The organism is Vibrio sp. zbq_1 (assembly GCF_043102935.1).
GTDB classification, from domain to species: Bacteria; Pseudomonadota; Gammaproteobacteria; order Enterobacterales; family Vibrionaceae; genus Vibrio; species Vibrio parahaemolyticus.
The window spans coordinates 21,341-35,303 of the sequence record NZ_JBICJH010000015.1 but is presented as its reverse complement, the minus strand read 5'-3'; the positions used below and the strand labels follow the sequence as shown (position 1 = coordinate 35,303).

General features: G+C 45.5%; 13 protein-coding genes. 6 read left to right on the top strand and 7 right to left on the bottom strand.

Translation table 11 applies throughout. The features are described from left to right. Nucleotides 1-424: 424 nt before the first annotated feature. The 3 genes from malE (at nucleotide 425) to malG (ending at nucleotide 4,160) form a co-directional block, all read left to right on the top strand. Nucleotides 425-1,603 (top strand): maltose/maltodextrin ABC transporter substrate-binding protein MalE, encoded by a 1,179-nt coding sequence (gene malE, locus ACF8CV_RS08200; protein WP_005463104.1) that lies wholly within the window; start codon nucleotides 425-427, stop codon nucleotides 1,601-1,603. Between the two features lie 79 nt (nucleotides 1,604-1,682). Continuing rightward, nucleotides 1,683-3,257: a maltose ABC transporter permease MalF gene (gene malF, locus ACF8CV_RS08195; protein ID WP_005499668.1), complete on the top strand. Its 1,575-nt coding sequence runs from the start codon at nucleotides 1,683-1,685 to the stop codon at nucleotides 3,255-3,257. A 12-nt stretch (nucleotides 3,258-3,269) separates the two neighbouring features. Beyond that, on the top strand, nucleotides 3,270-4,160 hold the full coding sequence (gene malG, locus ACF8CV_RS08190) for a maltose ABC transporter permease MalG (RefSeq protein WP_005463109.1): 891 nt from the start codon (nucleotides 3,270-3,272) through the stop codon (nucleotides 4,158-4,160). 419 nt (nucleotides 4,161-4,579) lie between these two features. On the opposite strand, the gene ACF8CV_RS08185 is transcribed toward malG, so the two are convergent. From ACF8CV_RS08185 to ACF8CV_RS08175, 3 genes are all read right to left on the bottom strand, one after another. Then, the gene (locus ACF8CV_RS08185) at nucleotides 4,580-4,825 is read right to left on the bottom strand and encodes a hypothetical protein (RefSeq protein ID WP_017447309.1); all 246 of its coding nucleotides are present in this window, start codon (nucleotides 4,823-4,825) and stop codon (nucleotides 4,580-4,582) included. 165 nt (nucleotides 4,826-4,990) lie between these two features. Beyond that, nucleotides 4,991-5,476, bottom strand: a complete 486-nt coding sequence (locus ACF8CV_RS08180) for an acyl-CoA thioesterase (protein WP_005499665.1) — start codon at nucleotides 5,474-5,476, stop codon at nucleotides 4,991-4,993. A 146-nt stretch (nucleotides 5,477-5,622) separates the two neighbouring features. Further along, the gene (locus tag ACF8CV_RS08175; protein WP_208871074.1) at nucleotides 5,623-6,528 is read right to left on the bottom strand and encodes a DMT family transporter; all 906 of its coding nucleotides are present in this window, start codon (nucleotides 6,526-6,528) and stop codon (nucleotides 5,623-5,625) included. Nucleotides 6,529-6,626: 98 nt separating this feature from the next. Between ACF8CV_RS08175 and ACF8CV_RS08170 the strand changes: the two genes are divergently transcribed. Next, a complete protein-coding gene (locus ACF8CV_RS08170; RefSeq protein ID WP_017447919.1) occupies nucleotides 6,627-7,415 on the top strand; it encodes a helix-turn-helix domain-containing protein in 789 nt (262 codons plus the stop codon). Here ACF8CV_RS08170 and ACF8CV_RS08165 read toward each other — a convergent pair. After that, nucleotides 7,410-8,327 (bottom strand): M14 family metallocarboxypeptidase, encoded by a 918-nt coding sequence (locus ACF8CV_RS08165; protein WP_025555740.1) that lies wholly within the window; start codon nucleotides 8,325-8,327, stop codon nucleotides 7,410-7,412. The two genes, ACF8CV_RS08170 and ACF8CV_RS08165, sit on opposite strands and share 6 nt — an antisense overlap. Before the next feature lie 172 nt (nucleotides 8,328-8,499). On the opposite strand from ACF8CV_RS08165, the gene ACF8CV_RS08160 reads away from it, so the two are divergent. Continuing rightward, nucleotides 8,500-9,405 carry a DUF808 domain-containing protein gene (locus ACF8CV_RS08160; protein WP_005464288.1) on the top strand — a complete coding sequence of 302 codons (906 nt, stop codon included), beginning with the start codon at nucleotides 8,500-8,502 and terminating at the stop codon, nucleotides 9,403-9,405. An 88-nt stretch (nucleotides 9,406-9,493) separates the two neighbouring features. Here the strand turns inward: ACF8CV_RS08160 and pyrC are convergent, their stop codons facing one another. Next, nucleotides 9,494-10,522 (bottom strand): dihydroorotase, encoded by a 1,029-nt coding sequence (gene pyrC, locus ACF8CV_RS08155; RefSeq protein WP_005480191.1) that lies wholly within the window; start codon nucleotides 10,520-10,522, stop codon nucleotides 9,494-9,496. A gap of 157 nt (nucleotides 10,523-10,679) precedes the next feature. Further along, nucleotides 10,680-10,844 (bottom strand): YqaE/Pmp3 family membrane protein, encoded by a 165-nt coding sequence (locus ACF8CV_RS08150; RefSeq protein WP_005480188.1) that lies wholly within the window; start codon nucleotides 10,842-10,844, stop codon nucleotides 10,680-10,682. Between the two features lie 266 nt (nucleotides 10,845-11,110). Here ACF8CV_RS08150 and ACF8CV_RS08145 point away from each other — a divergent pair, with 266 nt between their 5' ends. Further along, entirely contained in the window at nucleotides 11,111-12,928 is a 1,818-nt protein-coding gene (locus tag ACF8CV_RS08145) for a hybrid-cluster NAD(P)-dependent oxidoreductase (protein ID WP_208871075.1), read from the top strand. Nucleotides 12,929-13,012: 84 nt separating this feature from the next. On the opposite strand, the gene nadE is transcribed toward ACF8CV_RS08145, so the two are convergent. Next, nucleotides 13,013-13,843, bottom strand: coding sequence for an ammonia-dependent NAD(+) synthetase (gene nadE, locus ACF8CV_RS08140; protein WP_005498177.1), 831 nt, complete (start codon nucleotides 13,841-13,843; stop codon nucleotides 13,013-13,015). Between the last annotated feature and the right edge of the window lie 120 nt (nucleotides 13,844-13,963).

Sequence of the window (13,963 nt, the reverse complement as noted above, 5' to 3'; positions counted from 1 at the left end):
CGTCTGGCAATGCAAAACCAGCAAATCTTTTTACCTAGCTAATAGGCACTGCTGGGAAAGGGTTCTTACCATCCACTCTTGGATGAATGCAGTTTCTAAGATTGTGCTATCTGCTACATCCTCCTAATCGAAATAATTGTAGGGGGAGTAGATGGGGAGGAGTAAAAAAGGAGGAGTAATGAAGCAGTTGGGCGGAAATCACATTATTGCACCGCCTAAAGTTGAAACCGATCACAGGAAGTATCCATTTTGTGATTTGAGTCTCTTACCCTTGGCGATTTAGATCACGAAAATACGTCATAATTGTAAGGGCGTAGGGATTAGGAGGATGAGACATATTGGATTATTTCAGATGATATATGTCGAAATACGGCTGAACCTCAATGGACTAGCCCTACATCAAAAATATAAAAAGGATACGAACATGAAAAAGTTAAGCGCTGTAGCACTAGGTACTCTTGTTGCTTTGGGTTCTTTTGGTGCTAATGCTGCCATCGAAGAAGGACAACTTACTATCTGGATCAACGGCGACAAAGGTTACAACGGCCTTGCTGAAGTTGGTAAGAAATTCGAAGAAGACACTGGTATCAAAGTAACAGTGGCTCACCCAGACGGCCTTCAAGATAAATTCCCTCAAACTGCAGCAACAGGTGATGGCCCTGATATCGTATTCTGGGCTCACGACCGTTTCGGTGGCTACGCAGAAGCCGGCCTACTAGCAGAAATCAAGCCTTCTAAAGCAATCCAAGAAGGCATCGTTGACTTTGCATGGGATGCTGTACGTTACGACGGCAAACTGATTGGCTACCCTGTTGCGGTTGAGTCTCTATCTCTAATCTACAACAAAGACCTAGTTCCAAACCCACCAAAATCTTGGGAAGAAGTTGCAGCGCTAGATGCAAAACTTAAAAAAGACGGCAAGTCTGCAATCATGTGGAACCTAAAAGAACCGTACTTCACTTGGCCTCTAATGGCTGCTGACGGTGGTTACGCGTTCAAATACACTTCTGAAGGTTACGACGTTAAAGACGCAGGCATCGCGAAAGAAGGCGTGAAAGACGCGATGAACTTCGTGAAAGGCTTGGTAGACAAAGGCGTTATCTCTGCGGATATGGACTACTCAGTTTCTGAGTCTGCATTCAACCAAGGTAAAGCTGCGATGACTATCAACGGTCCATGGTCTTGGGGCAACATCGAGAAGTCTGGCATCAACTACGGCGTAACAACACTACCTAAGTTCCAGGGTCAGTCTTCTAAGCCATTCGTTGGTGTACTAACTGCTGGTATCAGCACTGCGTCTCCAAACAAAGACCTAGCGGTTGAATTCCTAGAGAACTACCTACTAACAAACGATGGCCTACGTATGGTTAACAACGACAAGCCTCTAGGTGCGGTAGCGCTTAACTCGTTCCAACGTGAGCTAGATTCAGATACTCGTATCGCTGCGACAATGGACAATGCGATGAACGGCGAAATCATGCCAAACATTCCTCAAATGAACGCATTCTGGGGTGCGGCTAAGAACGCAATCATCAACGTTGTTGACGGTCGTCAAACTGTAGATGCAGCTCTTGCAGATGCAGAAAAACAAATGACTAAATAATTCAGTAATACTTTTTTAAGGAGGGGGCAACTCCTCCTTACTTTTCTATATTTATTCTATATTCGCTAGCAGGTTCCCTATGCAGTCAGTTCAAGGTACAAATGCTATGACAGCACCAGAAGCCAGCCTTCCGAGCAGCAAAAAAGTGTTCATCAAATGGTCACTTTTAGGCACAGTCGGCATTCTCAATGGCTACGCAACAATCCTTATGTATTCTCGCGGTGAGATTGCGTTTGCACTACTTACGATCATTCTTACCGCTTTAGCGTTGTTCATTTTTGGTAGTAAAAAGACGTACGCACACCGTTACATTTACCCTGGTATTGCAGGGATGATTTTGTTCATCCTTTTCCCTTTGGCCTATACCATCGGTTTGGCGTTTACTAACTACAGCGCGAAAAACCAACTCTCATTTGATCGTGCTCAGAGCGTCCTGTTAGACAGAACTTACCAAAGTGGTGATAGCTATCCATTCACTTTGTACAACACCGAGCAGGGCCACCAAATTGTGGTTGAGAAAGATGGCGAGCTACTAGCAACTCCTGTTTTCCAACTTCAAGGCTTCTCAGAGACAGACTTAGACCTAGCGCCTATTACAGAGGCGGCAGGCGATAAAGAGCCAATCAAAACCATCGTGAAGAACCGCACTGCGCTAAGTAGCGTTGATCTGCATCTTCCGAACGGTGACGATATCCGTATGAGCGGCTTGCGTAAGTTCGCAGCAGTGGTTCCGCTCTACACGTTACAAGAAGACGGCGAAACCCTTTACAACAACCGTACCCAAGAAACACTGCGTCCAAATATGGAAGTGGGTTACTACCAGCCAGTGGATGAAAACGGTCAGTTTGTTGGCAGCACAGTGTCTCCAGGTTTCGTGGTGAACATCGGTACGCACAACTTTGAACGTGTGTGGAAAGATGATGGCATCAAAGAACCGTTCATCAGCATCTTTATCTGGACTATTGTTTTCTCTGCGCTAACCGTAGTCTGCACATTGGTTATCGGCTTAGTGTTAGCAAGCGTTGTTCAGTGGGAAGCGTTGAAAGGTCGTTCAATCTACCGACTACTACTGATTCTGCCTTATGCGGTACCGGCGTTTATTTCTATCCTGATCTTCAAAGGTTTGTTCAACCAGAGCTTTGGTGAGATCAACATGCTTCTGGAAGGTTTGTTTGGTATCAGCCCGGCATGGTTCTCTGACCCATTTATGGCAAAAACCATGATCCTGATTGTGAACACGTGGCTAGGCTTCCCTTACATGATGATTCTATGTATGGGTCTGCTAAAAGCGATTCCTGATGATCTTTATGAAGCTTCGGCTATCGATGGTGCGAACTTCATCACCAACTTCACGCGTATCACAATGCCGATGATGCTGAAACCGCTGACTCCGCTATTGATTGCAAGCTTTGCTTTTAACTTCAACAACTTCGTGCTTATCCAGTTGTTGACTGGTGGTGGTCCAAACATGATTGGTACATCAGAACCTGCGGGTTACACAGACCTATTGGTAAGTTACACCTACCGAATCGCATTCGAAGGTGCGGGCGGTCAAGACTTCGGTCTAGCAAGTGCAGTAGCAACACTTATCTTCCTATTGGTTGGCGCGTTGGCACTTATCAACCTACGTGTAACTAAAGTAGCTCAAGACTAAGGAGAGATTACAATGGCAATGGTACAAGGTAAGTCATTAAAGTATCGTGTTTGGGCTACTCATATTGCTATGTGGGCATTCTTAGCACTGATTATTTTCCCATTATTGATGATCATCGCGATTTCGTTCCGTGAAGGTAACTTCGCAACGGGTAGCTTGATCCCAGACAACCCAACGCTTGACCACTGGAAGTTAGCGCTTGGTTTCTCAATTACGAACGCAGATGGCACCGTAACACCACCTCCATTCCCAGTAATGACGTGGTTGTGGAACTCGGTAAAAGTTGGTGGCATCTCTGCAATCTTGATTGTGGCGCTGTCTACAACATCGGCTTACGCGTTTGCGCGTATGAAGTTCAAGGGTAAGAACACCATCCTTAAAGCGATGATGATCTTCCAAATGTTCCCAGCGGTATTGGCATTGGTTGCTCTATACGCGTTGTTCGACAAACTTGGTCAGTACATTCCTTTCCTTGGTTTGAATACGCACGGCGGTCTGATCTTCGCTTACTTAGGTGGTATCGCACTGCACGTATGGACGATTAAAGGCTACTTCGAAAGTATTGACTCGTCTCTAGAAGAAGCGGCTGCTCTTGATGGCGCAACACCATGGCAAGCATTCCGTTTGGTATTACTGCCACTGTCAGTGCCAATCCTAGCGGTAGTATTCATCTTGTCGTTCATCATGGTAATTGGTGAAGTTCCTGTAGCATCACTACTACTTTCTGATGTAGACTCGTACACACTTGCAGTAGGTATGCAGCAATACCTATATCCACAAAACTACTTGTGGGGTGACTTTGCTGCTGCTGCAGTTCTATCAGCAGTGCCAATCACTGCAGTATTCTTACTTGCTCAACGCTGGTTGGTTGGTGGTCTAACCGCTGGTGGTGTGAAAGGATAATCTCAAGTGGTCTGAGATTGACAAGAATAACTAGAAAAGGGCGACCATATGGTCGCCCTTATATTTAGCATCGATATTACACTTTTGGTTTGGCCGCCGATCAGTAATATCCTGCTTCTATTGGCGTTACGCATAGCTGGCTGTTAGCTTAGTTCCTTACGATTCAATCACTAACAGTTTTTGTAACCATAACCTGAGTCTTGACTCAGGTTTTTTTATGCTTAATAAACACACAAAGAGTAGCGGCTTTGCAATGGATTACACAGGGGCGCCGAGGTGCCCTGCGAATCACTTCACATAAATACCTGTGATGGCGGGAAAGTATGAGATTTAGGTCTTACTAATGTGCGGTGTCGTGGACGTATTTACAAGTAAGGACGTCAGTTTTAACGAGGTGAAGACGGGAAATGCCGAGGTACTTAAAACTCGCGGCTAGATGGCGCGCAGCCAACGTATTGTAGCAGTGTATACAAGCTCTCTTGTTGTAGCGCTACGCGACGAAACAGGTTGGCAAAAGTGGTATCGCCGCCGAAACAGGTCTGAATATAGTGGTTAATTTCCGATTCGTTATAACCCTCCACGTACATGGTTCTTACCCATTGATATTCGACCGCTTTCAAATTGGTCAACGTCTCTTCACTTAAGGTTGTTTGCTTTAGTCTCAAGATCCAAACTCTATATAGCTCCAAAATACAGGGTGGATTTAAGCAAAACAAGGTGACGGAATTATGACAATGTGTCACGAGTGTGAAGCAAATGGCCGAAGCATGATGTTGCTTCACACTCTGAGTTGGAAAGAGGGGTAGAGAGGGGCTTTCGAAGCAGGAAAATTACTTAAGATATTTAACGTGCGCTTCCATCTCTTCGCCAATTTCTTTACGCATATTCATTAAGCGAATAGCCGATTGCTCTAGAGCCTTGTCTTCATCAGATTCAGGAATCCACTTCGGTACATCGGTAGGTTTACCGCTTTCATCTACGGCTACCATAATCACGATACAGTGCGTAGTTAAACGATTTTTCATCTGTTTTGGATCGCTAGCTTGAACATCAATGGCGATGTGCATTGAGCTTCGACCGGTGTAAATGACTTTCGCGCTAACTTCCACAAGGTTGCCAACATGAATAGGCGCAACAAAACGAATCCCACCCGCATAGGCAGTAATGCAGTATTTTCCACTCCAAGCGGCACTGCATGCATAAGCGGCTAAGTCGATCCATTTCATTACAGCGCCGCCGTGAACCTTTCCGCCAAAATTAACGTCGCCAGGTTCAGCTAAAAAACGAAGGGTAATATCTCTTTGACCACTGCTCATCTGTCATTCCTTTGTGAGTTATTGTTCTGACAATGTAGCAGCAAGCGTTTGTGACGGGAATAGGGCGAGCAACAAAACATTAACTTTTGTTTGAGGTGTTGATACCAAAAAGCCACGGCTCTACTCCGTGGCTTTTCTCTTTGTTGTTAGGCGGAAGTTGATGGTAGTTCTTGGCCGGCAAGAGTTTGCTTCTTACGTACTTTTATCTGCGACAGAATCACGCCGGAGATAACCATCAAGCCGCCGATAATATGGTACACATGAATTTCTTCACCGAGCAGTGTTGAAGCTAAGGCGACAGAGACCACAGGCATTAAGTTCATGAACATGGCGCTGGAGTCTGCGCCAATCAAATCTATTGCTTTTACCCACATCAATGGAGCGAAAATAGACGCTGCGATACCAGCATAAGCGATCAGTGGAAGCGCCTCTTGGCTAGGAAGCAGTTGTTCGCTTGAAAGCCACAGTGGAGTCAGCATGATGACAGAGAAGAAGCCTTGCATGTAAACCAATGTTAGGCTGTTAAATGGCATTTTCCAACGTTTTAAAAGCACACAATATGCGGCATAAACTAACGCGGCCAGTAACATTAAGCTGTCGCCTTGCGTCATATCTTGATGCAAGAAGTAGGTGACGTCACCGTGCCCAAGCATAAATGCTAAACCACCAAGTGAAATTACCCCACCGACAATGCTTAATATAGAAACCGATTTACCCAATAGCGGGACGCTTAAAAACACGCTGATCAAAGGCACTAATGACGTAATCAACGCCATGTTTGAAGCCGTTGTAGTTAAGCCTGCGTAGTAGCCTAACGACTGGTTAAGTACCATGCCGAGTAGGGCTAAAAATGCCAGTTTAGTCAGGTATGGGCGAATTACATGGCGCTGTTTGATTACGGCTGGCAAGCAAAATGGCGTTAGGAGAACCATCGCAACAAACCAACGATAGAAGCTCATTGCGCTAGGTTCAATCGTGCTTGCCGCCATTTTGTTTACGATAGAATTTCCACCCCAAATCATGACAGTAAAAAACGGAAGCAAATAAACCATGAGAACCTCATCGCACAATAATTGATGGCGCTAGTCTGACAGGTCTTTATAATGAAAAGTATCTCTTAAAAGACATCGTAAGTGATAGGAAGACAATTTTGAAAAAGAGTGCGAGAAATCTTCATCCTTCATTATCAATTGATCGTGCGCCATCGGATGTTTTTATGAATTTTGAAGCGTTTCTTTCCAATACGGAAACCCGGATTCATAGCCATCCTTGGGGGCAAGTGCAGCTGATCAGCGGTGGGATTTTGGAAATGGATGCGGAGGACACACGATTTTTAGCGCCACCTCATTTGGCAATTTGGGTGCCAGCGGGCATTCGTCATACCAGCTACAACCGAAAACCAATCGAATATTGCTCATTGAATATTGCTCCAGAGCTGACGGCGCATTTTCCAACCAAAACCAGTTTAATCAAAGTCACACCCATCGTTTCTGCCATCATTGAGGACTTTCGTCAGCGTGACATTAACGTCGCGCAGAGCGATGAAGACAAACGCTTGGTGCGAGTGTTGTTGGATCAACTGGCGAAACAAGAAGTGGAACATCACTTTTTACCGACAACCGACAACAAATATCTTCAGCCAATCTTAAAAGCGGTAGAAGAATCGCCAACCGATGAAATCAGCTTGGCGGAGTGGGCGGCAAAAGTGCATACCACAGAGCGCACGTTAGCGAGACATTGCCAGAGTGAGTTGGGAATGAGCTTTACTGAGTGGCGTTTACGTGTGCGGTATTTGCACTCGATGGAGTTGCTACGCAAAGGGCAAACCGTAAAAGAAGTCGCGCTGACGTTAGGTTACAACCAAGCCAGCCCTTTTATCGCGATGTTTAAGAAATACTCCGGCATGACACCGGAGCAATATAAGAATCGCTTGTTATAGCTGAGCGAGGATGTAATCCAGACCACCCACAACAGCAGCGACTTGTGCATCATTGCACTCTTCGTCCGTTACTTTCGGGCTGTCTGGGTAAACTTCTGTGGTGGTGCCGTAAACGCAATTTGTTACGCCGCCACACAGACCCAGTTTCACCATTGGGTAGTTGATAACGCCAAATTGTACAACTGGTGAACCAATGATCTCGCCGTGTTCATCTGCTGGTGCAATGTGAGTCACTTTTGCAACCGACTCAATGACTGCTTTTTGGAAATCAGGTTGAGGGTTCTCAGTATCTCCCACGGTGTAAAAGCCATCTGGGATCATACCTTCAATGTACTCAATACCATCACGAGCGGCTAAGGCAGGACGAAACTCAGTTTCGTCAGAATCTGTCGTCTCGTGCAAATCAATGTGCATTAACACGTCGCCCAATGTCGATACGAGCTTGATCAAGTTGGCTGACTCTTCTGCTGGGCTATCTGCATAGAAAGAGCGGTTTGGATCAATCGCGTTTGGATTCCAACGGTTGATCACTTCGTAACCCCAAGGGCTCACGCAGGGTGCCACTACAATATTGAAGTGCTCTGCGTAATGCTCTGCTTCTGTTGCTACGAATTTTAGCGCGCCGTGTACGCCGCTGGTCTCGTATCCATGCACACCGCCAGTTACAAGAACAATCGGTTTTGCTGAGTCCCAGTTACGTGTTTTGATGCAAAAAAGTGGGAAGCGAGCTTGGTCGTAAGAAAGCGCACCATATTGTTCTACATCGAAACGGTCGCGTAACGCATCAATTTTGCTGACTACTTCTTCTTGGTAGCTGCGTTTTACTTCGCGCTGTGCCAGCCACGCTTTACGTTCTGCTTCGCCCCAAGGTTGGCCTGGGGTACCTATTGGGTAAGAGTATCCGCTTTTCATCTATACTTTTTCTTTTGTGTGCTGAAAGGTATGACAAGACTAGACCTGTCTTATCTTATCGGCAATACAAAACACCAATTGTGACGGTATTCTTTGCAAAATCATCACTTTGCCAAGGGGGTTAATGGTGTTACATTTTGTTACTTACTCAATTTCATATAAGAGATAAAAAATGGCTGGAGCAAGTTTACTCACACTGTTGGATGATATTGCCGCGGTATTGGATGATGTTGCGTTGATGTCAAAAATGGCGGCAAAAAAAACCGCAGGTGTATTGGGTGATGATTTAGCGTTAAACGCTCAGCAGGTCTCGGGTGTCGCATCTGAGCGAGAAATTCCAGTAGTTTGGGCGGTGGCCAAAGGTTCATTTAAAAACAAACTGATTTTGGTGCCTTCTGCATTATTGATTAGCGCAATTATTCCTTGGTTGATCATGCCATTGCTACTAATCGGCGGTTTGTTTCTCTGTTTTGAAGGGGCTGAAAAAGTACTCGAAAAACTGTTTCCACACTCACATCCCCATGAAGAAAAAGAAGAGCTTGTGGATACGGGCGAGTCGTTAGAGGATTACGAAAAGCGAAAAGTTGCAGGTGCGATTCGAACCGATTTTATTCTCTCAGCGGAAATTATTGTGATTGCGTTGGGCACCGTGACTGGGGCGAGTCTTGTGACGCAAATCTTAGTGGTGAGCTTAATTGCGGTCATCATGACCATTGGTGTTTATGGCTTAGTAGCAGGCATCGTGAAATTGGATGACTTGGGCTTCTACCTTGAAATTCGCTCAAAAGGTAAGGGCTGGATGGCGAAAGTTGGCAGTGCTTTAGTTGCTTTTGCACCAAAGCTGATGAAGTTGTTAACGATTGTGGGAACTGCTGCGATGTTTTTAGTCGGTGGCGGGATTGTAGTGCACAACGTACCCGCCATTCACCACTTTGTAGAACCGATTATTATGAACTTTAGTGGTCATTCGGTTGCTACAGCGATTCTGCCTATTTTGCTTAACGGCATTATCGGCTTTGTGGCGGGTTTGATTGTAGTTGCTGTTTGGACGGTGGTAGAAAAGCTTCGCGGTAAATAATCCACATATAAAATGAAAAAGGGCCATGCTGTCTCTAATTCGGAGAACTTCATGACCCTTTTTTATGCACGTTATTTACGTGAAGCGATTACTTCACTTTCCACTCAATTTGTTCGTTTGCACGAATAGGCACAACGATGTCGTTGCCAAATGGCATAGATTCAGGAACATCCCAAGCCGATTTTTCTAGCGTCACCGTATCTGCGTTGCGCGCAATACCGTAAAAATCAGGACCGTTGAAGCTTGCGAACGCTTCCAAGTTTTCCAGCTTGCCTTCTTTTTCAAAGACTTCTGCATAAAGTTCTAGCGCCGCGTGCGCAGTGTAAGAACCTGCACAACCGCAAGCCGATTCTTTCGCGCCTTTTGCATGCGGAGCGGAGTCGGTACCTAGGAAAAACTTTTTGCTACCACTGGTTGCGGCTTCGATTAGCGCTTGCTGGTGGGTGTTGCGCTTTAGAATCGGTAAGCAGTAGAAATGAGGCTTAATGCCACCGACAAGCATGTGATTGCGGTTGAAAAGAAGGTGGTGAGCAGTAATGGTAGCGGCAACATTATCAGACGCGTTGTTAACGAACTGTGCTGCGTCGGCGGTGGTGATATGTTCTAGAACGATTTTAAGATTAGGGAAGTCATTAACGATAGGAGCGAGGACGGTATCAAGGAATTCTTTTTCTCGGTCGAAGATATCAACGTGGTGATGAGTGACTTCTCCATGAACCAAAAGCAACATCCCGACTTCTTCCATGGCTTCGAGAACGTGGTAAATGTTCTTCGCATCGGTCACACCAGAATCTGAGTTAGTCGTTGCACCTGCAGGGTAAAGCTTCGCTGCGACAATTTTACCGGTTGCTTTTGCTGCGCGAATCTCTTCTGGCGTGGTGTTATCGGTTAGGTAAAGCGCCATCAGAGGTTCGAATTGTTCGCCGTGCTGCTCTTTCAGAATTCGATCGCGGTAGGCAAGTGCCATTTCGGTATTGGTAACAGGTGGGACGGTGTTTGGCATGATCAGTGCGCGGCCATTGTAGCGGCTGATATCGCGAACGGTGTCTTTTAGAACTTCACCATCGCGTAAGTGAACGTGCCAGTCGTCAGGACGAGTAATAGTCAGTGTTGTCATTAATTGCTCCCACCATTGAAAAGTTGTCTGATTGGAGCCTAAACGCTGCATTTGCCTTTTGGAGCAAACGCTTGCGCTTAGGCGACAGGATGATAGAGGAATTGCCTTCACATTTCATCCCATTTTTCACTTTTCTACAGAGTAGGAGTGTAAGTGGTTACTTCATCGTTAACCAAAGTGCGTGAATCGTACCTGGTAGGAAGAAGAAGAAAGTTAGGATCAAGTTGATGAAGAAGTCTTTATTCAGACCTTTTTCCATGTAAACCGCTACCGGTGGAAGAAAGATACACAGCAAAATTAGAATCAGTTTTTTTGTATCCATGGGTAAAGCTCCAAGTCAATGAATGGATGTCGTCAAAAATATGGCGCATTATGTGTTTCGTATCACACTTTATCAAATGGTATTTGGTCAGAGCAGTGTTAAAAAATGTGAATTCTGAGTGTAGTAAAGGCATCTCAGTAAATCCAAACCGTTTTCTCTCTTAAAGGTTTGATTTTGGGATAAATGCTAATTCGTGAATCTGCATCTTAATGTCATTTAGGTATACAATACTGCAACAATTAAAGATCACCCGTAGGAAGAAGGCTATGTCGCAACCCGTTTTATCCCAAATCAATGTTTTTCCGGTTAAATCAGTCGGAGGTGTGTCGCTTTCGTCCGCATGGGTAGAAAAACAAGGGTTGAGTTTTGACCGTCGTTTTATGATTGCCAAAGCCGATGGTTCGATGATCACTGCGCGAAAGTACCCTCAAATGGTAACCGTGAAATCAGCGTTGCTTGCCGATGGGGTGGTGTTCAGTAGCTTGGGAATGGAACCACTTAAAATCCGTTATCAAGATTTCAAAATGCAGGAAACACCCGCAACGGTTTGGAAAGATACCTTCACCGCTTACACGACTACCGATGATGCGGATGATTGGTTTAGTCAGGTATTGGGACAGCGCGTAGAGTTGCTTTTTTGCGGTGAACAATCCAATCGTGTCCGTGAAAACCTGGGACAAAATGTGAGTTTTGCTGACGGCTATCCAGTGTTGGTGATCAGCCAAGCTTCGCTAGAGGAATTGAACAAAAGAAGTTCTGAGCAACACTCCATGGATCAGTTCCGCACAAACTTAGTCGTATCTGATACCAAGCCATTTGAAGAAGATTCTTGGAAGCGCATCCGAATAGGGGAAGTGGAATTCGAATCTCTCAAACCTTGTGAGCGTTGTATTCTTACCACGATCAATACTCAACGTGGCACTTTCCGCGAAAGCAAAGAGCCGCTCAAAACGTTGCAACAGTTCCGCGCCAATGAACGAGGTGGTGTGTTCTTTGGACAAAACCTTGTGGCGCGCAATGAGGGCATTATTCGCCAAGGCGATAAAGTTGAAGTGCTCGAATATAAGGAGCCGGAGTTTTATCCGGACAACTCACCTGTGCGCATGATGCTGACGTGTGTTGAGCGTGAAGAGATTGCTCAAGATTTCGTGACCTTATGGCTAGAACCGAGCAAAGGTTCTTTACCAAACTACTTACCGGGCCAACATTTGCCGATAGAGGTGGATATCAATGGTAAGAAAATTGGTCGTAGATATACCTTATCGTCTAGCCCATCTCGCCCTGGTCGCTATGCTATCTCCGTTAAGCGTATTGCGGGTGGCCGCGTGTCGAATGCCTTGTTAGACAACCTACAAGTCGGTGATGTATTAGAGGCAGAAAACCCAGATGGTCAGTTCCACCTTAAAACGCATGATGCGCAGCCGCTACTATTGCTGTCGGCGGGCAGTGGTGTTACTCCAATGCTGTCGATGGTGCGCTATCTTGCAGATCACAATCAACTGAATGACGTGGTGTTTTATCATCAATGCCGTACTGAGCACGATATTCCATGTCGCTCAGAGTTAGAGCAATTAAAACGCGAACATTCAGGGCTGGAAGTGAAAATCTGTTTAACGCAACCAGCGGTGGATTGGTTTGGTCTTAAAGGGCGTTTAAGTCTGTCTCATATCAAGCAAATCAAAGACGTTGAACAACGACAAGTGTTTGTTTGTGGGCCTGATGGTTTCATGCAAAAAGCCAAAAACTTATTGTTGAAGAAAGGTTTGCCAGAGGCACATTATCATCAAGAAGCCTTTGGTGTTTCTGCTGTGGAAGCAAGACCAGAAAAAGAGGTTGAGATTGAATTCAATGGCTTGAAGATCCAAGGCAACAATCAAAAAACGCTCTTGGATCAAATTGAAGATGCAGGGAAAGTAGTGAGCAATAGCTGTCGTGCTGGCTTGTGCGGTGCGTGTAAGGTACAGCTCACATCAGGACAAGTTCATCACCCAGATGTACCAGCCTTGACGGATGAAGAACGCACAATGGGAACGGTATTGGCGTGTTGCGCGATTCCAGAAACGGATGTCACGGTAACGGAATAACCGAGAAGGTGCGGCCACTAACCAACAAAAAACGCTGCTAATTTTAGCAGCGTTTGGAGTTTTAAAAGCGAGCAAAAAGATCACTTAGTCGTAAATCGTTGGGATTGGCTGACGTTTGTGCTGAGTTGCTTTGTAAATCGAAACCAAACGATCGACAACTTGTTGAGAAACTGGTTTACCTTCCAAGAAGTCGTCAATCTGCTCATAAGTTAGGTTTAGTGCATCTTCATCTGCTTTCTGCGGTGCCAGTTCTTCTAGGTCTGCGGTTGGCACTTTCTTCACTAACACCTCTGGTGCGCCCAACGTTGCGGCTACTTCGCGCACTTGACGTTTGTTCAAACCAAACAGAGGGGCAAGGTCACACGCGCCATCACCAAACTTGGTGTAGAAACCAGTGATGTTTTCTGCAGAGTGGTCAGTACCTAACACCAAGCCACCGACGTAACCAGCGATCTCGTATTGAGCGATCATGCGAGCACGTGCTTTTACGTTACCTTTTACAAAGTCTACTTTTGCCGCGTCTTCTGGCATTAGCCCTGTGCCTTCTAGTGCAACATTAGAAGCGGCATGCATACCATCAACACCTTGTTTGATGTTCACAGAGACAGAATGCGTAGGTTTAATGAATGACAACGCCAATTGCGCTTCATCTTCGTCTTTTTGCTCACCGTAAGGCAGACGTACTGCGATAAACTGGTAATCGTTGCTGCCAGTTTCTTCGTTAAGTTGGTCTACAGCAAGTTGGGCAAGGCGACCTAACGTGGTTGAGTCAACACCGCCACTGATGCCAAGCACAAGTGACTTACAACCTGCTTCTTGTAGCTTGCGCTTAATAAAAGCAATACGGCGTTCAATTTCGAAATGCGGGTCAATTGACGGCAATACACGCATTTCGTCACGGATGGATTGTTCCATTTAGGGTTCCTTTTCCTGCAAATATCTTAGACACAAAAACTGCTTCGAGTGGTCATTCACCAAAGATCAAACAGTGTGACGTCGTTATCGAGCTAAAATGGTGATAAACCATTCAATTAA